Raw genomic sequence first — 17,425 nt, forward strand, 5'->3', positions numbered from 1 at the left:
TGGGGCGAGGCGGCGCCGGCTCACGCCCAGACGAGCACCGACCAGAGGATGAGCTGCGTGACGCAGAAGCCGGCCAGCATGTTGAGCACCAGGAAGCGCTTCCAGCCCTCGTTGGTCGCCTCGGCGGTGGCGTCGGTGACCCGCGTGTAGGCGGCCACCGTGGCGAGGTACGGCAGGATCGCGAACGCCGCCCCCGACGCCGGCCACGGCGCGGCGATCAGCAGTACCAGGACCGCCGCGGCGTAGCAGGCCAGCGCGAACCACACGGCTGCCCGGGCTCCGAGCACGGTGGCGACCGATTTCAGGCCGGCCTCGCGGTCGAAGCGCACGTCCTGCACGGCGCCGAACGCCTGGGACGCCGCGCCCCACAGCATGAACGCGATGAGACACGCCCACACCCCGCCGCCGAGGCCCGCGCCGGCGATGGTCCACCCGACGATCGCCGGTGAGACGAAGTGGAACGCCGAGGTGACGGAGTCCAGGAACGGGGTCTCCTTGAACCGCAGCCCCTTGGCGCTGTAGGCGATCACCGCGAACGCACTGGCCGCCAGCCACAGCGACGACTCGAGCGTCCCGACCACCACGAGGTAGACCAGGAACGGCACGGTCGTCACGGCCGAGGCCACGAGCGTCGCCGTGTGGCGCGACCGCTCGAGGACCGAGCCCTCCACGCCGCCCTTGCGGGGGTTGCGCAGGTCCGACTCGTAGTCGAAGACGTCGTTGATCCCGTACATCGCGAGGTTGTACGGCACCAGGAAGAAGAGCGTGCCGATCACGCCCAGCAGGTCGAACCCGCCCGTGGCCAGGAAGTACGCCAGCGCGAACGGGGCGGCGGTGTTCACCCACGAGACCGGGCGGGACGACCAGAAGAGGGTGGTGAGTAGACCCGGTGTCGCCGGCCGCTCGGGGGTGCGGACCTTGTCGTCGTCGTCCTCCCCCGGTTCCGGGGTGCCCGCCAGCGCGACGTCCCCCCGACCCGACACCGTCGGGCTGCCCACCACGGCACCGGCCCGCGGCCGGGCGGTGAGCACGAACCACACCGAGGGCATGAACACGGCCACGGCCACGGCGTAGGCGAAGTCCTCGATGGGGGCCACGCCCAGGCGGATGCCGCTGGTCAGCGCGTCGTCGTAGGCCACGAGTCCGGCGGAGATCATGATGTTGTCGAAGATCGCCGTGAGGACGAGCAGTACCACGAGCGAGCCGCCGACCCCGATCAACCATCGTCGGCGGTCGGCCCCCCGCAGGCGCCACAGCGCGATGAGGGCGGCCGCGATGACGGGGATGGCCATGGTGGCGTTGATGGTCGAGTAGATGCTCACGGCCGCGCCCCCGCCCCGTCGTTCTGGGCGCCGCCGTTCTGGGCCCCGCCGTTCTGCGCGCCGTCGTTCTGGGCCCCGCCGTTCTGCGCGCCGTCGTTCTGGGCGCCGCCGTTCTGTGCGCCGCCGGACCGTGCGCCGGACCGCGCGCCACGCCGCTTCGAGACGTGCTCGACGGCCGTGACCACGCCCGTCGCGCACACCAGTGCGAGGTGCGACAGGAACGCGAGGAACACGACCTCCTCGAGCGGGATCTCCGGCGCGACCTGCAGGCCGGTCATGAAGTCGGTCTGGCCGCGGAAGAACACCCCGCTGCGCACCCCGAGGACGTCCCACGTGAGCAGCAGCGCCACCGCCGCGGTCACGGAGAGTGCAGTCGCGGCCGGGGCGCGGAACGCCGCGAGCTTCCAGCGGTGGTCGATGACGAGGATGCCGGCGAACGAGATGACCTGGACCGCCAGGTAAGCCAGCCCGATCACCTCGCCGACACCGGGTCGCCGCCGGCGGGTCCGCCGGACGCGGGCCTGTCGAACACCGTGCCCCCGCCGGGCTCGGCCACGGGCGCGGTACCCGTGTCGCCGCGCACGTGCTTGAGGATCAGCTCGGCGCTGATGAGGCACATCGGCAGCCCGATCCCGGGGATGGTCGAGGCGCCGGCGTAGTACAACCCGTCGACGTGCGTGCTGACGTTGCGGGTGCGGAAGAACGCGCTCTGCGCCAGGGTGTGCGCGGGCCCGAGGGCGGTGCCGCGCCACGCGCCGAGGTCGTCCTGGAGGTCGGCGGGAGCGATGGTGCGCCGCACGACGATCCGGTCGGCCAGGTCGTCGATCCCGGTCCAGTCGGCGATCTGGGCGATGGCCTGGTCGGCGGCCGCCTCGATCGTGGCGTCCCCCGCACCGTCGACGCCGCCGTGGCCCAGCGAGGGGTCGGCGGGGATGGGCACCAGGACGAAGAGGTTCTCGTGCCCCTCCGGCGCGATGCCCGCGTCCGGGTCGGTATCGGTGGCACTGGGGCGACAGACGTAGAGCGACGCCGGGTCGGGGATGTGCGGCTGCTCGCCGAAGATGGCGTCGAACCCCTCCTCCCACCGGTCGGTGAACAGCAGCGTGTGATGGGCCAGCTGCGGCAGCTCACCACGCACCCCGAGCAGCATGAGCAGTGCTCCGGGCCCGGGGGTCTTGGAGTCCCAGTAGGACTGCGGGTAGGTGCGGAGCCGCTCGGGGAGCCACCGGGTCTCGAGGTGGTGGAGGTCCGCGGCCCCGACGACGAGGCCGGCCGGCAGCGTCCGCTCCGCCCCGGCCCGGTCGCGCACCCGGACGCCCCTGAGCTGCGCCTTCGACCGGCGGGACCCGCGCGCGCGGGCGCCCTCGGATGTGGTGACAAGTTCGATCGCCTCGGTGCCCGTGTGGATGACCACACCCTGCTGCTCGGCGACCCTGCGGACCGCGGCGATCACCTCGGTGAACCCTCCGCGCGGGTAGAGGACACCGTCAGTGAGGTCGAGGTGGCTCATGAGGTGGTAGATCGACGGCGCCAGGTACGGCGAGGACCCGAGGAACACCGCGGGGTAGCCGAGGATCTGCTGGATGCGGCGGTCGCTGAACCGGCGGGCCACGAACGAGTGCAGCGGCTGGACGAGGCGGGCCACCAGCGAACCGGCCCGGGCCACCACGTCGGGGCGCACTAGGGCCGGGTACGAGGTGAAGTTGGTGTAGAGGAACCGCTTGAGCGCGAGGTCGTAGGTGGTCCGCGCCGAATCGAGGTACCTGCCCAGCACGCGACCGGCGCCCGGCTCGAGTGACTCGAACAAGGCGGTCGAGGCCGCGCGATCCGAGCGGATGTCGACCGACTCGGGGCGGTTCTCGAAGTACACGCGGTACCCGGGGTCCAGGCGCACCAGGTCCAGCTGCTCGTCGGCGGAGGTACCGCAGAGGCGGAAGAAGTGGTCGAACACTTCCGGCATGAGGTACCAGGAGGGGCCGGTGTCGAAGCGGAACCCGCCCGCCGACCAGCTGCCCGCGCGCCCGCCGACGGAGTCGGTGGCCTCGACGAGCGTGACGTCGCGCCCCTCGTGGGCCAAGAGCGCGGCGGTCGCCAGGCCGGCGATGCCGCCGCCCACCACGACGACGGGCCCGTCCGGTGCGTGCCGGCGGCTCATCGGGCCACCGCCCCACCGCGCGCGGCACTGGGGCGGGCACCGGACCGGCCGCGCCCGGCTGCAGCGCGGCCGATCACCGCGAGCTTCACCGGATCGGGCACCCGCACCCGGCCCGCGCTCACCCCGGATGCCCCGGCCACCCGTAGGCGATCGTTGAGTTCGGCGAACAGGTCGTGGGCTGCGGCCACCGCCAGGCGGTCGCGGCCCGGGATCCGGTTGATCGCCGCCCGCGCGATGCGCAGGTCCGCGTCCACGTCATCGGCCAACTCGCGTACGTCCTTCTCCGTCAGTGCCCGCGGGTCACGGCCCGGCAGGTAGTTGCGACCGAGGTCCGTGAAGTCCTCCCGGATGTCCCGGAGGAAATTCACCTTCTGGAACGCCGCTCCGAGTGCGCGCGCTCCGGCGGCCATCTCGTCGTCGTCACCCAGTCCCCCACCGGCGAACGTCCGCAGACACATCTCCCCGATGACCTCCGCCGACCCGTGGATGTACCGGCGCAGCGACTCCTCGGTGTGCTCGGTGACGTCGATATCGGCCTCCATCGAGTCGTAGAACGGATCCACCAGGCGCGCGTCGATCCCGAACCGACGCGCGGTGTCGGCGAAGGCGTGCGTCACCGGATCGGGGTCCAGGCCACGCTCGATCGCGCGGTGTGTCCGGCGGCGCGCCTCGGCGATGAGCTCGCGCGCGGCGACCGGGTCGTCCATCGCGCCGTCGACGACCTCGTCCCCGACCCGCGCCCACGCGTAGATCGCGGCGACGTGCGGGCGGGTGGCGGGCGCGAGCACTCGGCAGGCCAGTGCGAACGACGTGGAGTACCGGCGCAGGATCACCTCGCTGCACCGGCGGGCGGCGTCGGTGAACTCCGCGTGGGGGCTCTGCTGGGTCATCGGGTCCTCTCCAGGGCGGTGGCCAGGTGGGGGCCGAGCGCGGCCCGGACGTCGTGCGGCACGGCCGGGAAGTCCAGCGCGGCGCGGGCGGCGGTGATGAGGTCCCCGGCGATGCCCACCGCGTGCTCGCGCGCGCCGCACTCCCGCAGCAGCTCGCGCGCGGTGTCGGGGTCGGGCGAGTGGCCGTTCCTCGTCGCGGGGTCGGCGGCCGGGCGCCCGAGGGCGGCGTCGATCCGCGGCCAGGCCTCGGTGGTGGCGGCGTGGGCCAGCAGGACGGTCGGCGCGCGCCGGAGCAGGTCGCCCTCGTTGGACTTGCCGGTCACGGCCGGATCCCCGAACACGCCCAGCACGTCGTCGATCACCTGGTAGGCGGTCCCCAGGTGGCGGCCGGCCTCACGCAGCGGGGGGATGACCTCGTCGGGCGCGCCGCCGAGCATCGCGCCCAGCACGAGGGGCAGGCACACGGAGTAGGCGGCGGTCTTGGCCGCGCCGATCGCCAGCGCGCGCTCCCGGTCGGCGGGCTCGCGCTCGACACAGCCGTGGACGTCCGCGTACTCCCCGGCGATCGAGGCCACGACCGCGCTCTGCACCTCGTCGAGCACACGGTGCAGCAGTGGCGCCGGCACGGGCAGGCGGGCGAAGTCGGCCATCGCGGCCACGAGCAGCAGGTCGCCGCCGAGCAGCCCGCCGACCTGTCCGAGGTGCCCGGCGGCCTCGGTCCCGATCCCCCCGGCGGTGGCCCGCGCGGTGGTGCGGCCCTGCAGGTTGGGCTGGCCGCGGCGCTGGTCGTCCCCGTCCGCCAGGTCGTCGTGGACGAGAAACGCCTCGTGCAGCAACTCCAGTGCCTGGCCCGCGGCGGCCCGCACGGCCTCGTCGGTGCCCCCGGAGGTGGTGTACACGGCGTCGAAGAGCGCGGAGCGCATCCCCTTGCCGGAGCGGGTGGTCCGCCCGAGGTCATCGGCCCACTCGTCCACTGCGGAACCCAGGCCCGCCGGCAGATCGCCGGTCGTCATCCGATGTGCGGCGGTCATCGAAAGAAGTGTCATGTCCGGTGGTTCGGAGCCGGGGCCGTCGTGGATACGTCTCACCTCGATTCTTCTCGACGAGATGCGGCGTGACAGGTCGTGAGGCCGTGACACTGGAGACCGCGCGTATTCACATTTTCACGGATTCCCGGGCGACAGGTCCCGAAATGCACGAAGACCCCCGCTTGTGGCAGGGGTCTCGCGTGCCAGATGATGGATTCGAACCAACGTAGGCTAAGCCGACGGATTTACAATCCGCTCCCTTTGGCCGCTCGGGCAATCTGGCGTGCACCTCAAGGGCGCTACGACACGATACAACGGCTGTGACCCCTGGTGCCAAATCGGGGCACTCAGGGGTGGTGCGGCGGCGACTCCCGGCCCCGCCCGTGGCGGCCTCGGGCCCTGGCCGTGGCGGCCTCGGGCCCTGGCCGTGGCGGGTAGCCTGACCGGGACATCCCCCAACGACAGGAGTACGTCCATGGCCTCGGAGTCCTCGTTCGACATCGTCTCGGAGTTCGACCGCCAGGAGGTGGACAACGCCCTGAACCAGGCCGCCAAGGAGCTGGGCACCCGCTACGACTTCCGCGGGACCGATGCGAGCATCGAGTGGAAGGGCGAGGACGCGGTGGAGATCGTCGCGAACTCCGAGGACCGGGTGCTGGCCGCCAAGGACGTCTTCGTGGAGAAGTTGGTGCGCCGCGGGCTGAGCATGAAGGCGCTCGAGGTGGGCGACCCGATGCCGTCGGGCAAGTCGTTCCGCCTGGTCGGCTCGCTCAAGCAGGGCATCGACAAGGAGAACGCCAAGAAGATCACCAAGCTGCTGCGCGACGAGGGCCCCAAGGGCGTCAAGGCGCAGATCCAGGGCGAGGAGATCCGTGTGTCGTCCAAGAAGCGCGACGACCTGCAGGAGTGCATTTCGCTGCTCAAGGGTGCCGACTTCGAGGTCGCGCTGCAGTTCACCAACTACCGCTGACCCGCCGACAGTGCCGTTCCGCATAGGCGGGGGTGGGCGTCGGCTCCGCGCCGCCGCGCTGGTCGCCGCCGTGGGCCTGTCCTCGCTGGTGGGGTGTGCGTCCGGGGGCGACGACGACGAGGTCGCGCAGCAGCTGACCGTCTTCGCCGCCGCGTCGCTCAGCGGGGCGTTCACCGAGATCGCCGAGGACTTCGAGGCGACGCATCCCGGGGTGTCGATCCGGCTGGGTTTCGACGGCTCCTCCGGTCTGGTGGACCAGCTGGTCGGCGGTGCCCCGGCGGACGTGTTCGCCTCCGCCGACGTCCGGACGATGGACCGCGCCGTCGCCGAGGGGCTGGTCGCCGGCGAGCCGACGCCGCTGGCCACCAACGTGCTCACCCTCATCACCCCGCCCGGCAATCCGGCGGGGATCACCGGTCTCGACGACTCGCTGGACGGCGCACGACTCGTGGTGTGCGCGTCCGTCGTGCCGTGTGGTGCGGCGGCCCGCACGCTGGCGGACGCCGCCGGGATCGACCTGGCCCCGGTGAGCGAGGAATCCACCGTCACCGACGTCCGCGGCAAGGTCACCTCCGGCGAGGCCGACGCCGGGATCGTCTACGCGACCGACGCCCGCGCCGTCGCCGACCGGGTCGAGCAGGTGCCGATCGCCGGTGCCGACGCGGTGCCGAACGTCTACCCGGTGGCCGTCCTCGAGCGCGCCGCGGACTCCGAGATGGCCCGCCGCTTCGTCGACACCGTCACCGGCCCCGAGGGGCGTGCGATCCTCGCCGAGCACGGTTTCGGCCCGCCGTGACCCGGCCCCCGCTCCCCCGCTGGCTGCTCGCGGCCGCGGTGCTCGCCGTCCTGCTGGCGGCCCTGCCCCTGGCGGGCATGGCCGCGCGTGTCCCGTGGGCGCGGGTTCCCGAACTCCTCGCCTCGGAGGCCGCCCGCGACGCCCTGCTGCTGAGCCTGCGCACGTGCGCGCTCTCCACGGTCCTGTGCATCCTGCTCGGCACCCCGCTGGCGGTGGTGCTGTCCCGCAGCAGTGGGCCGCTGGCGGCACTGGCCCGGACGGTCACCGCGCTACCGATGGTCCTGCCCCCGGTCGTGGCCGGCCTGGCCCTGCTCATCACGCTCGGGCGCACCGGCGTTGTGGGACAGCACCTGTCCGTGCTGGGCATCGAGATCGGGTTCACGACCGCGGCCGTGGTGATCGCGCAGACGTTCGTGGCGATGCCGTTCCTGGTGGTGGCGCTCGAGGGTGCGCTGCGCTCGGTGGACTCCGGCCTCGAGCGGACCGCCGCCTCGCTGGGCGCCTCCCCGACCCGGGTCCTCACGACCGTGACGCTGCCGCTCGTCCTGCCGGCCCTCGTCGCCGGCGCGACCATGTCGTTCGCCCGCGCTCTCGGGGAGTTCGGCGCCACCCTGACCTTCGCCGGCTCCCTGCAGGGCACCACGCGCACCCTGCCGCTGGAGATCTACCTCAGCCGGGAGGCGGACACCGAGACCGCCCTCGCCCTGGCCGTGGTGCTCATCGCGGTGGCCGCCGCGCTCATGGCGGTCTCCGCGCTCGTCGCCCGCAGGGCGGTGGTGGGCCGTGGCTGACCACCCCGACGCGTCGCGTCCCGCCGCGTCGCATCCCGCAGCGTCGCGTCCCGCCGCCGAGCTGGACTGCCGGGTCGCCGCCCGCGACGTCGACCTCCACGTCAGCGTCCCCGCGGGCCGACGACTCGCGATCGTCGGACCCAACGGCGCGGGCAAGTCCACGGCGCTGTCGCTGCTCGCCGGGCACCTGCGGCCCGACTCGGGCGAGGTCCGGCTCCACGGCCGCGTCGTCGGCTCGCCCCGCACCCACCTGCCCGCCCACCGCCGCCGCGTGGTGTCGCTCGAGCAGCGTCCCGGGCTGCTGCCCCACCTGTCGGCCGTGGACAACGTCGCGTACGGCCCACGCGCCCGCGGCGTCCGCAGGCGGGCCGCGCTCGACCGCGCCCGCACCGAGCTCGAGGCCGTGGGGTGCGGCGACCTCGCCGACCGCAGGCCGCACGAGTTGTCCGGCGGACAGGCGCAGCGCGTCGCCCTGGCCCGGGCCCTCGCCGTGGATCCGGAGCTCGTCCTGCTCGATGAGCCCCTGGCCGCCCTCGACGTGGAGGTCGCCCCCGCGATCCGGCGTCTCCTCGCTGATCGGCTCACCGGACGGGCCGTGGTCCTGGTGACCCATGATCCGCTGGACCTGTGGGCGCTGGCCGACGATGTCGTCGTCGTCGCCTCCGGCCGCGTCACCCAGTCCGGCACGGTCGAGGAGGTCCTGGCCCGCCCCGCGTCCGACTTCGCCGCGCGCCTGGCCGGCGTCTCACTGGTCGAGGGGATCGTCGACGACGACGACGACCTGCGCACCCCCGGCGGCGACCTCGTCTCGGGGGTCCGCACGAGCGCGGCGGCGGGATGGCGGCCGGGGGCGCGGGCGGTGGCGACCGTCGACCCGCGGGCGGTGGCCGTCCACACCGACCCCGCACCCACCGGCTCCACTCAGGCCCCGACTTCGGCTCCGGCTCCCACGAGCCCCACGCAGCCATCCGCGCACGCGCCTGCGACGAGCCCGCGGAACTCCTGGCCCGCGCGGGTGGTCTCGCTCGTCCCCGCGGGGGCGTTGACGCGGGTGACGGCCGAGCTACGGGACGGTCAGCGCGTCGATGCCGAGATCACCAGCCGCTCGGTCGCCGAACTCGCGCTGGCCCCGGGTTCGCCCGTGACCCTCGTGGTCAAGGCTGCGCAGGTCGCGCTGTACCCGCGCCGCTGACCCCGGCGTCACTGAATCCCGCGCCGCTGACCCGCTGTCTGCCCTCGGCCACAGCCGCCCCTCGGCCACAGCCGCTCCTCGCGACGGCGTCTCGCCGTCACCGAAGAGCACGCCAGACGCCATGGCAGCGAGCGGCTGTGATGGGGACTGGCAGGCGCGGGAGCGAGAGGCCAGGCCCGGGGGCGGCTGCCGGGCCGTTGGGGGAAGGTCAGCCGACGCGGTCGACGGTGAAGCGCACGAGCCGACGCAGCGCCTCGTTCGCCGGGCCGGCGGGCAGCACGTCGAGCTCGGTCATGGCGTCATCGACGTACTTCTCGAGCGTGGCCCGCGCGCGCCGCATACCGTCGGACGCGCGCAGCAACTCGAGGGCTTCCGCCACCTCGGCGTCGTCGGTCAGCGGCTCGGCGAGCAGGTCGCGCAGCCGCGCGCTGTCCGACGAACCCGCCTCCATGGCGTAGATCATCGGCAGGGTGTGGACGCCCTCGCGCAAGTCCGTACCGGGCGTCTTGCCCGACTCGGTGGACGGCGAGGCGATGTCGATGATGTCGTCGGCGATCTGGAACGCGATCCCCACGGCGTCACCGAGGCGGCGCAGGCTCCCGATCTGCTCGGCGGTCGCCCCCGAGTACTCGCCGCCGAACTGGGCGGCCGCGGCGATGAGTGAGCCGGTCTTCTCCCAGATCACCCGCAGGTAGTGCTCGGCGGCACCCTCGTCACGACTGCCGACGCCCGGGCCGACGGTCTCGCGCATCTGCCCGGTGACCAGTTCGGCGAACGTCTGGGCGATGAGCTGCACGGCCTCGGGTCCGAGGTCGGCCAGGAGCATCGAGGAGTGCGCGAAGAGGAAGTCTCCGGCGAGTATCGCGGTGGAGTTGTCCCAGCGGCTGTTGGCCGACTCGACACCGCGGCGCATGGCGGCCTCGTCCATGACGTCGTCGTGGTACAGCGTGGCCAGGTGGATCATCTCGCACACCACCGCGGCCTTGACCAGCCGCTCGCGGTCGGGCGCGGGGCCCAGCGAGCCCGAGAGCAGGGTGACGACGGGCCGGAACCGTTTGCCGCCGGCGGTGACGAGGTGCAGGGCGACCTCGGAGAGGAAGTCCTCGCCGGTCTGGAGTCGGCTGACGAGCAGCTTCTCGACCTCGTCGAGCCGTTCGCGCAGGTCGGCTGCGAGGTCGGCGTCGCCGACGTCCACGCCCGCCACCGTGTGGTCGGTCGCCGTCTCCGCGGTGCCGGTCACTGAATCGCTCGACATCCCCACTCGTCCTCGTCGCCTGGTGAAGGGTCGGCGTGGCCCGCCCTTCCCGACAGACTACGGTCCCGCGTCGCGGGCGGTGGCACCCCACCCCGCCCGAGGTCCCGGCGACCGCCGCACCCGCCGACCTGCCACCATGGAGCGCATGGAGTCAGGTATGGGTCTGCCCGCGTCGACGGACGTCCTCGTGGTGGGCTGCGGCCCGGCCGGTTCGGCGACCGCGACGTGGTTGGCGCGTGCCGGTCGCGAGGTCACCGTGCTCGACGCGGCGCGGTTCCCGCGCGACAAGACCTGCGGCGACGGGCTCACGCCGCGGGCGATGTTGGAGGTCGACCGGCTGGGTCTCGGCGGGTGGGCGCGGGACCGCATCACCATCCGCGGGCTCGAGCTGCGGGGCTTCGGCCACTCCCGGCGGGTGCCGTGGCCAGCCGGTGAGCACGGTGGGACCGGGTCGGCGGTGCGACGGACGGTGTTCGATGACCGGCTACGGCAGGCGGCCGTGGAGGCGGGCGCCGTGGTGCATGACGGCGTGCGCGTGACCGACGTGGAGAGAGGCGACGACGGCGAGGTGACCGCCGTCCGGACCGAGGGCGGCCGCGTGGAGTGCCGAACCCTCGTGGTGGCCGATGGCGTGCGGTCGCCGGTGGGTCGTCTGCTCGGCCGGACCTGGCATCGCGACACGGTGTACGCCGTGGCGGCGCGATCCTATGTCCGGTCCGGGCGTCATGATCATCCGTGGATCGGCTCCGATCTCGAGCTCCGCGACGAGGCGGGCGCCATCCAGCCCGGCTACGGCTGGGTGTTCCCGCTCGGCGACGGCGAGGTCAACCTCGGGGTGGGTGCGCTGGCGACCTCGGCGCGGCCGGCGAACGTCGCGGTCAAGGAGCTACTGCAGCACTACGCCCATAGCGTCCGCGGCGACTGGGGCCTGGCCGGCGAGCCGAGGGCGGTGACGTCCGCGTTGTTGCCGATGGGCGGGGCGGTCTCGACGGTGGCCGGTCCCAACTGGGCGGCGGTCGGCGACGCCGCGGCGTGCGTGAACCCGCTCAACGGCGAGGGGATCGACTACGCGCTCGAGGGCGGCCGCCTGCTCGCGGAGTTGATCCTGGCGGGAGCGGGTGTCGGCCGAGGAGGCCCGGGCTCGAGAGTGGGCGCGGCCGGTTCGCACTCGCGCACCACTGCCGGTGACCTGACGCATGCGTGGCCCGCGGTGCTCCGCGAGACCTACGGCGAGTCGTTCGCGATCGCCCGGGACGCCGCGCGCCTGCTCACCTATCCGAAGTTCCTGCCGCTGGCGGGACCGGTCGGGATGCGTTCGCAGGCGCTGATGACCGCGGCGGTGCGGTGCATGTCCAACACGGTCGCCGATTCGGACCGCGATGTGGTGGCACGCGGCTGGCGGGCGGCGGGGTCGATCGCCCGCAGGCTGGACCGCCGGCCCCTCTTCGCCGACTGACGCGCCGGGCCTCCGCCCCGGGCCTCCGTCCCGCCCGGATTACGCGTAGGGCCTCCGCCCCGCCCGGGTTACGCGTCGGGAATGGACCAGAGCGGCAGCGCAAGCGGCCGGAAAACGTAAAAAGACGGCGCGCACCCCGGGAGGACGGCGCAGCGCGCCCGGGGTGGCGCCGCGCCGGTGTCAGGCGGAGCCGGGGTCAGGCGGGGCGGCGCGCCAGGTGGATGGCCGCGATGCCGCCGGTGAGGTTGGTGACGCTGCCGCGCTCCCAGCCGCTGGCCTCGATGATCTGGAGCAGTGCCTGCTGGTTCGGCCAGTCGCGGATGGACTCGGCCAGGTAGACGTACGCGTCCGGGTTGGACGAGACGCTGGTGGCGATCTTCGGCAGCGCCCGCATGAGGTAGTTCATGTACAGGGCGCGGAAGGGCGGGAACACGGGCGTCGAGAACTCCACCACGGCCAGCCTCCCTCCGGGCCTGACGACGCGGGCCATCTCCCGCAGTCCGGCGGCGGTGTCCTGCACGTTGCGCAGCCCGAAACTGATGGTGGCGGCGTCGAAGGAGTCGTCGGCGAACGGCAGCTTCATGGCGTCGCCCGCGACCTTGGGCACGTCCCGGCCGGAGCCCGCCCGCAGCATCCCCAGCGAGAAGTCCGCGGCCACGCACCACGCGCCGGACTTGGCGAGCTCGACGGTCGACACGGCGGTGCCGGCGGCCAGGTCGAGGATCCGCTCCCCGGGCCGCGGCGCGAGCAGCGAGCGGGCCCGCCGCCGCCACACGTGGTCCATTCCCCCGGAGAGGATGGTGTTGGTCAGGTCGTAGCGCTTGGCGACACCGTCGAACATCGACGCGACGTCACGGGGCTGCTTGTCGAGATTGGCGCGGGACACGCCGTCGACGCTACCCGCCCCCGGGGCGCGTGGCCGATCAGGCCACCACACGTGGGGCCCGGCTCCCGCCCACACCACGCGCGTTGGTCCGGTCGACCCCGATCGTGCGCGCGCCACTCCTGCCCACGCCGACCTTGCCACCCCTGCCCATGCCACCCCTGCCCACGCCGACCCTGCCCGAATCGGACCGGGCGCCCGCCGCCGCGTAGTGGTCGAAGAGCTGGGCGCAGATCGCGTCCCAGGTCCGACCGAGGACGGTGGCGCGGGCGCCGGCGGCCAGTCGCTCGTGGTCGGCGAGCACCGCGTCCACGGCCCCCGACACCTCGGCGGCGTACCGGCGCGGGTCGAGCAGGACGCCGTTGACCCCGGTCTGCACGAGGTCGCGGGGCCCGCCCTGGTCCGGGCCGACGACGGGCACGCCGGACGCCTGCGCCTCCTGGATGGACTGGCAGAACGTCTCGAACTCACCGGGGTGGCAGAACACGTCCATCGTGGCGTAGGCCTGCCCGAGCCGGTCGCCGTGGAGTTCGCCGGTGAAGATCGCGTGGGGCATGGCGGCCTGGAGTGCGGGGCGGTCGGGGCCGTCTCCGACGACGACGAGGTGGAGGTCTCCCCCCGGGCCCGACCGGTCGGCCAGCGACTGAAGGCGCTCGACGTGCTTTTCCGGGGCGAGCCTGCCGACGAATCCCACGACGGGCCGCCCCTGCGGGGACCACAGCGCGTGCAGGGCCGCACTGCGCCGGGAGGGCGAGAAGCGCTCGGTGTCGACGCCCCGCCCCCACCGGTACAGGCGCGGGATCCCGTGGGCCGCGAGATCCTCCATCGCGGCGGTCGACGGGGCGAGGGTGCGGTCGCAGCTCGCGTGGATGGCCCGGGTCCAGGTCCAGGCCGCATCGGCGACGACACCGATCCCGTAGGCGTCGGCGAACCCGGCCACGTCGGTCTGGTAAACGGCCACCGAGGGCACGTCCAGGGCGCGGGCCGCGGCGGCACCGGCGGCACCGAGCACGAACGGCGACGCCAGGTGCACCACGTCGGGGCCGAAGTCGCGCAGGGCGCCGAACACGCTCGGGCTGGGTGCGCCGACCGGCAGGGAGGACACCACCGGCACCCTCACCGCGGTGACCCGGTGGACGGGATAGCCCAGGTGGTGGTCGGGGCCGCTCGCGTCTGCCCCGTACCCGCCGAGCAGTGGTGCGACCGCACTGACCAGCGGGTGCGCCCGGACGGCACCGGCGGCGCCCTGCCAGAAGCCGACCTGCCCGGAGGGTGCCACCACCAGACAGTCGTGCCCGTGCCGACGCGCGTACTCCAGCACGCGCAGGACGGAATTGGTGACGCCGTTGACGTTCGGCAGGAACGATTCGGTGACGATGGCTACGCGCACGACCCCACTGTCGCCGGGCCGGGACACGGGCCGGTGATCAGCGAGAAACGGTGCGTCGAACTCGTGGTGCCGCCCGGTGAACCCTCGGTGACGCGGCGGCGTAGGCGAGCGCCGCCAACGGGACGACCACCGCGGGCACGGACAGGGCGGGCACGACGGCGACGGTCCAGCTGCGTCCCGAGACCCGCACCAGATCGGGGTTCGCGCGCCGGAACTCGACCTGCACCCGCTGCCCCTCGACGAGCCCGGTCGGGTAGAACACGCCGGTCACCGGTCGGACGGTCCGGCCGCCACCGGCATCGAACTCCACGGCGGCCCGCCGATCGGTGACCTCGGTGACGAACGCGGTGGCGCTGCCCATGTCCCGGTCGATCCGCTGGTCGTTGATGAAGCACGCCAGCACGAGGAGCACGGCTGTGAGCAGTGAGAACACTCCCGCGGTCACGGCCACCACCCGCACGCCCCACCGGATACGGCGAGCGCGACGGATCTGCCGGGCAGAGACCGGGGCCGTCGCGGTCACCCGTCCGCCACGGCTTCCGAGCGCAGGGCCGCGTGGAGGTCGCGCAATCCCTGCCGGTCGGTCGCGACGCGCACCACCCGAAGGCCCTCGGGCACGATGTCGCGGTGCCCGTTCGGGAACGCGGGCTGCGCGAGCAGGGCCTCGAGTCCGGCCGGGTCGGTGTCGGTGAAGGGCACCCCGGCGCCCGCACACAGGGCGCCCAGGTCAGCGCCGTGCGGGGTGCCGAAGACGCGCTCGAAGTCGGCGGCCAGGCGGGGGTCCCCCTGTTCGAGCAGGGAGAAGATGCCACCACCGTCGTCGTCGGCCACGACGATCGTCAGGTCGTCGGGGTGCCGCTCCCGCGGGCCGAGCAGCAAGCCGGACACGTCGTGCAGGAAGGTCAGGTCACCCAGCAGCGCGACGGTCCGCCCCGGCGCCGACAACGCGACCCCGATCGCAGTGGAGACCGTGCCGTCGATCCCCGACGCCCCGCGGTTGGCGAACATCGCCACATCCGGATCGAGCGGGCCCACGAACGACAGGTCCCGCACCGCATTGGAGGCGCCCACCACGAGGTTGTCCCCGGCCCGGACGCCGCGGGCCACGGCACGCGCCACGTGCAGTCCCGTCGGCGCACCGGTCTCGAGATGCCGGTCCAGCAGCCGGTCCACGGCGGCGCGGGCACGGGCGTCGGCGCGGGCCGTGGTCTCGGTCCACTCGGGGTCCACGCCCCACCCGGTGAGGACGGAGTCGGCGAGCTCGGCGGCGCTACCGGTCGGGTTGGGCGAGCGCGGGCCGGCGTCGAGGATCACGAGGTCGACGTCCGGGTCCGCCAGCAGGCGCGTGACGGCGCGGTGCAGCGTCGGCCGCCCGGTGACCACCACCTGCTCGGGCCGCAGCGCCGGGATCGCCAGCGGGTGCACCGGGTGCAGCGGGACGGGGGCGCCGGGCTCGGCCACCGTCGGCACCGCCGCCAGCCCCGACACCGGTGCCGCCCCGACCCCCGAGACGACCAACGTGGGGCGCGTGAGATCCACCGCCACGGCCGAATCGGCGGGCGCCGAGTCGACCCCCGCCCCCGCCCGCTGCACCCACGGACGACCGTCCGCACGCCCCTCCGGCAGACGACATGCCTCCGGGCCGCCGCCGACCTCGTCGTCGTCGTACTCCGGTGAGTCTCCCCCGAGGGCGAAATCCTCGTCACCCTCGCCCGGCACGAGCGGCTCGCGGAACGCGATGTCGACCTGCACCGGACCCGGGTCGGCCGCCGCGGTGGCGGTGAGGATGGCCCGGCCGATCGCGCTGCGCCAGTGCCGGTGCTCGGACTCGGGGTCCCCGGCCGCGCCGAGCTCGACGACCGCGCGCGCGTGCGGGCCGAACAATCCCACCTGGTCGATGGTCTGATTGGCGCCGGTACCGCGCAGCTCGGGCGGCCGGTTGGCCGTGAGCGCGAGGATCGGTACGCCCGAGTGGGCCGCCTCCACCATCGCCGGGTGGAGGTTGGCCACCGCGGTGCCGGAGGTGACGACGACGGGGACCGGCCGCCTCGAGCCCAGCGCGAGCCCCAGCGCGGTGAACCCGGCGCCGCGCTCGTCGATCCGCACGTGCAGGGCGAGCCGGCCGGACCGCTCGGCGGCGGCCAACGCCAGGGCCAACGGGGCGCTACGCGATCCCGGGCACAGGACCACGTCGGTGATCCCGTGGCGGATCAACTCGTCGACGAGGACACGGGCCTGTGCGGTGCTCGGGTTGCTCACGGTGGGGTTCATCGCCCCCCAGCCTAGTCGGGGGAGGTGCCCGGGTCGGCCGCATGCGCGAGCCGCCCGGCCAACCCCGCCAGCCGCTCCCGCAGCCCGTCCGGCGACTCCACGGCGAACGGGCCCGGTAACCGCGCGAGGTACCAGGCCAGCACGTCGAGGTCGGCGGCCCCGGTCTCTAGCCGGCAGGCCGGGCCGTCCGGATGGTCCTCGGCGCGCAGCTCGGTGACCGTCCCGTAGGTGGGCGGGAACTGCTCGACCACCTCCGCAGCGGGTGCGAACACCACCACCCGCGCCAGGTGTTGGTACGGCGCCGCGGTCACCGCGTGCTGCACGTGCGCGGCCGGATCGGGCACGTCGGGGCGGGGGGTGAAGCGCCAGCGGCTGCGGTGGACGGCCCGGATGCGATCGAGCCGGAAGGTGCGCCAGTCCGCGCGGTCCAGGTCGTAGGACAGCAGGTACCAGCGCCGGCCCAGCACGACGATCCGGTACGGCTCCACCCGACGCTCGGTGTCGCGGCCCGCGCGGTCGCGGTACTCCAGTCGCACCTGCTCGGTGCCGCGGACCGCGTGGCCCAGGTCGATGAGCAGCTCCGGCTCCACCGGGGTGTCCGAGCCGGGGACCGCGACCATCGACTCGGTGACGTCGGCGACCCGCTCGCGCAACCGGCCGGGCATGACCTGGTCCAGTTTGGTCAGGGCGCGCAGCGCGTGTTCGCCGACGCCCGCCACGGCGCCGCCCGCGGCCAGCCGCAGGGCGATCGCCACCGCCACGGCCTCGCGGTCGTCGAGCAACAGCGGCGGCAGTCGTCGGCCCGAGCCCAACCTGTACCCGCCACCCGCGCCCCGCTCGGATTCCACCGGGTACCCCAGGTCACGGAGCCGGTCGACATCACGGCGGATGGACCGCGTGGTCACCCCCAGCTCGGCCGCCAGCTCGTCGCCCGTCCACACCGATCGCCGCTGCAGCAGGTCGAGCAGGCCCAGCACGCGCTGGGTGGTGGGCATCCTGTCCTCGGTCATGCCAGCAGTGTCCCAC

At 73.8% G+C, this 17,425-nt stretch carries 15 protein-coding genes, 1 tRNA gene and 1 pseudogene; 5 read left to right on the forward strand and 12 right to left on the reverse strand.

All coding sequences use genetic code 11. From position 1 onward, the window contains the following. Positions 1–20: 20 nt before the first annotated feature. The 6 genes from AB5G72_RS13090 to AB5G72_RS13115 all read right to left on the reverse strand — a co-directional run bounded on the left by AB5G72_RS13090 (position 21) and on the right by AB5G72_RS13115 (position 5,678). Positions 21–1,322 carry a prenyltransferase gene (locus AB5G72_RS13090; RefSeq protein WP_440220038.1) on the reverse strand — a complete coding sequence of 434 codons (1,302 nt, stop codon included), beginning with the start codon at positions 1,320–1,322 and terminating at the stop codon, positions 21–23. Next, positions 1,319–1,798, reverse strand: a complete 480-nt coding sequence (locus AB5G72_RS13095) for a lycopene cyclase domain-containing protein (RefSeq protein WP_440220039.1) — start codon at positions 1,796–1,798, stop codon at positions 1,319–1,321. Before AB5G72_RS13095 ends, AB5G72_RS13090 begins: the two co-directional genes overlap by 4 nt. Continuing rightward, positions 1,795–3,477 carry a phytoene desaturase family protein gene (gene crtI, locus AB5G72_RS13100; RefSeq protein WP_440220040.1) on the reverse strand — a complete coding sequence of 561 codons (1,683 nt, stop codon included), beginning with the start codon at positions 3,475–3,477 and terminating at the stop codon, positions 1,795–1,797. The genes AB5G72_RS13095 and crtI overlap by 4 nt, the downstream gene beginning before the upstream one ends. Then, positions 3,474–4,367, reverse strand: coding sequence for a phytoene/squalene synthase family protein (locus AB5G72_RS13105; RefSeq protein ID WP_440220041.1), 894 nt, complete (start codon positions 4,365–4,367; stop codon positions 3,474–3,476). Before AB5G72_RS13105 ends, crtI begins: the two co-directional genes overlap by 4 nt. Next, positions 4,364–5,398: a polyprenyl synthetase family protein gene (locus AB5G72_RS13110; RefSeq protein ID WP_440220042.1), complete on the reverse strand. Its 1,035-nt coding sequence runs from the start codon at positions 5,396–5,398 to the stop codon at positions 4,364–4,366. Before AB5G72_RS13110 ends, AB5G72_RS13105 begins: the two co-directional genes overlap by 4 nt. A 198-nt stretch (positions 5,399–5,596) precedes the next feature. Beyond that, positions 5,597–5,678 (reverse strand) — tRNA-Tyr (locus AB5G72_RS13115). 192 nt (positions 5,679–5,870) lie between these two features. On the opposite strand from AB5G72_RS13115, the gene AB5G72_RS13120 reads away from it, so the two are divergent. The 4 genes from AB5G72_RS13120 to AB5G72_RS13135 are packed head-to-tail and all read left to right on the forward strand — an operon-like array spanning position 5,871 to position 9,144. After that, a complete protein-coding gene (locus AB5G72_RS13120) occupies positions 5,871–6,365 on the forward strand; it encodes a YajQ family cyclic di-GMP-binding protein (RefSeq protein ID WP_067716850.1) in 495 nt (164 codons plus the stop codon). A 10-nt stretch (positions 6,366–6,375) separates the two neighbouring features. Next, complete coding sequence (modA, locus tag AB5G72_RS13125; protein ID WP_440220043.1) at positions 6,376–7,161, forward strand: molybdate ABC transporter substrate-binding protein; 786 nt, start codon at positions 6,376–6,378, stop codon at positions 7,159–7,161. Beyond that, positions 7,158–7,952, forward strand: a complete 795-nt coding sequence (locus AB5G72_RS13130; protein WP_440220044.1) for an ABC transporter permease — start codon at positions 7,158–7,160, stop codon at positions 7,950–7,952. Before modA ends, AB5G72_RS13130 begins: the two co-directional genes overlap by 4 nt. Next, positions 7,945–9,144: a sulfate/molybdate ABC transporter ATP-binding protein gene (locus AB5G72_RS13135; RefSeq protein WP_440220045.1), complete on the forward strand. Its 1,200-nt coding sequence runs from the start codon at positions 7,945–7,947 to the stop codon at positions 9,142–9,144. Before AB5G72_RS13130 ends, AB5G72_RS13135 begins: the two co-directional genes overlap by 8 nt. Positions 9,145–9,352: 208 nt before the next feature. On the opposite strand, the gene AB5G72_RS13140 is transcribed toward AB5G72_RS13135, so the two are convergent. Continuing rightward, positions 9,353–10,399: a polyprenyl synthetase family protein gene (locus AB5G72_RS13140; protein WP_067716856.1), complete on the reverse strand. Its 1,047-nt coding sequence runs from the start codon at positions 10,397–10,399 to the stop codon at positions 9,353–9,355. A 136-nt stretch (positions 10,400–10,535) separates the two neighbouring features. Here AB5G72_RS13140 and AB5G72_RS13145 point away from each other — a divergent pair, with 136 nt between their 5' ends. Beyond that, on the forward strand, positions 10,536–11,855 hold the full coding sequence (locus AB5G72_RS13145) for a geranylgeranyl reductase family protein (RefSeq protein WP_440220046.1): 1,320 nt from the start codon (positions 10,536–10,538) through the stop codon (positions 11,853–11,855). A 196-nt stretch (positions 11,856–12,051) separates the two neighbouring features. Here the strand turns inward: AB5G72_RS13145 and AB5G72_RS13150 are convergent, their stop codons facing one another. The 5 genes and pseudogenes from AB5G72_RS13150 to AB5G72_RS13170 form a co-directional block, all read right to left on the reverse strand. Then, positions 12,052–12,741, reverse strand: a complete 690-nt coding sequence (locus AB5G72_RS13150; RefSeq protein WP_259822379.1) for a demethylmenaquinone methyltransferase — start codon at positions 12,739–12,741, stop codon at positions 12,052–12,054. A gap of 154 nt (positions 12,742–12,895) precedes the next feature. Next, positions 12,896–14,128 (reverse strand): annotated as a pseudogene (locus tag AB5G72_RS13155) (glycosyltransferase family 4 protein); the annotation flags it as partial. Positions 14,129–14,165: 37 nt separating this feature from the next. Then, positions 14,166–14,651, reverse strand: coding sequence for a DUF3592 domain-containing protein (locus AB5G72_RS13160; RefSeq protein WP_120284180.1), 486 nt, complete (start codon positions 14,649–14,651; stop codon positions 14,166–14,168). Beyond that, positions 14,648–16,399: a 2-succinyl-5-enolpyruvyl-6-hydroxy-3-cyclohexene-1-carboxylic-acid synthase gene (menD, locus tag AB5G72_RS13165; protein ID WP_317468741.1), complete on the reverse strand. Its 1,752-nt coding sequence runs from the start codon at positions 16,397–16,399 to the stop codon at positions 14,648–14,650. Before menD ends, AB5G72_RS13160 begins: the two co-directional genes overlap by 4 nt. 11 nt (positions 16,400–16,410) lie before the next feature. Further along, positions 16,411–17,409: a helix-turn-helix transcriptional regulator gene (locus tag AB5G72_RS13170; protein WP_259822383.1), complete on the reverse strand. Its 999-nt coding sequence runs from the start codon at positions 17,407–17,409 to the stop codon at positions 16,411–16,413. Positions 17,410–17,425: the final 16 nt, after the last annotated feature.

The organism is Dietzia sp. MNB45 (assembly GCF_051994785.1).
In the GTDB taxonomy this organism is placed as follows: Bacteria; Actinomycetota; Actinomycetes; order Mycobacteriales; family Mycobacteriaceae; genus Dietzia; species Dietzia kunjamensis.

Bases quoted from the DNA above. Each gene is read 5' to 3' on its own strand.
- crtI (WP_440220040.1), bottom strand. From the start codon at position 3,477: ATGAGCCGCCGGCACGCACCGGACGGGCCCGTCGTCGTGGTGGGCGGC.
- AB5G72_RS13105 (WP_440220041.1), bottom strand. From the start codon at position 4,367: ATGACCCAGCAGAGCCCCCACGCGGAGTTCACCGACGCCGCCCGCCGG.
- AB5G72_RS13110 (WP_440220042.1), bottom strand. From the start codon at position 5,398: ATGACCGCCGCACATCGGATGACGACCGGCGATCTGCCGGCGGGCCTG.
- AB5G72_RS13120 (WP_067716850.1), top strand. From the start codon at position 5,871: ATGGCCTCGGAGTCCTCGTTCGACATCGTCTCGGAGTTCGACCGCCAG.
- AB5G72_RS13140 (WP_067716856.1), bottom strand. From the start codon at position 10,399: ATGTCGAGCGATTCAGTGACCGGCACCGCGGAGACGGCGACCGACCAC.
- AB5G72_RS13145 (WP_440220046.1), top strand. From the start codon at position 10,536: ATGGAGCGCATGGAGTCAGGTATGGGTCTGCCCGCGTCGACGGACGTC.
- menD (WP_317468741.1), bottom strand. From the start codon at position 16,399: ATGAACCCCACCGTGAGCAACCCGAGCACCGCACAGGCCCGTGTCCTC.
- AB5G72_RS13170 (WP_259822383.1), bottom strand. From the start codon at position 17,409: ATGACCGAGGACAGGATGCCCACCACCCAGCGCGTGCTGGGCCTGCTC.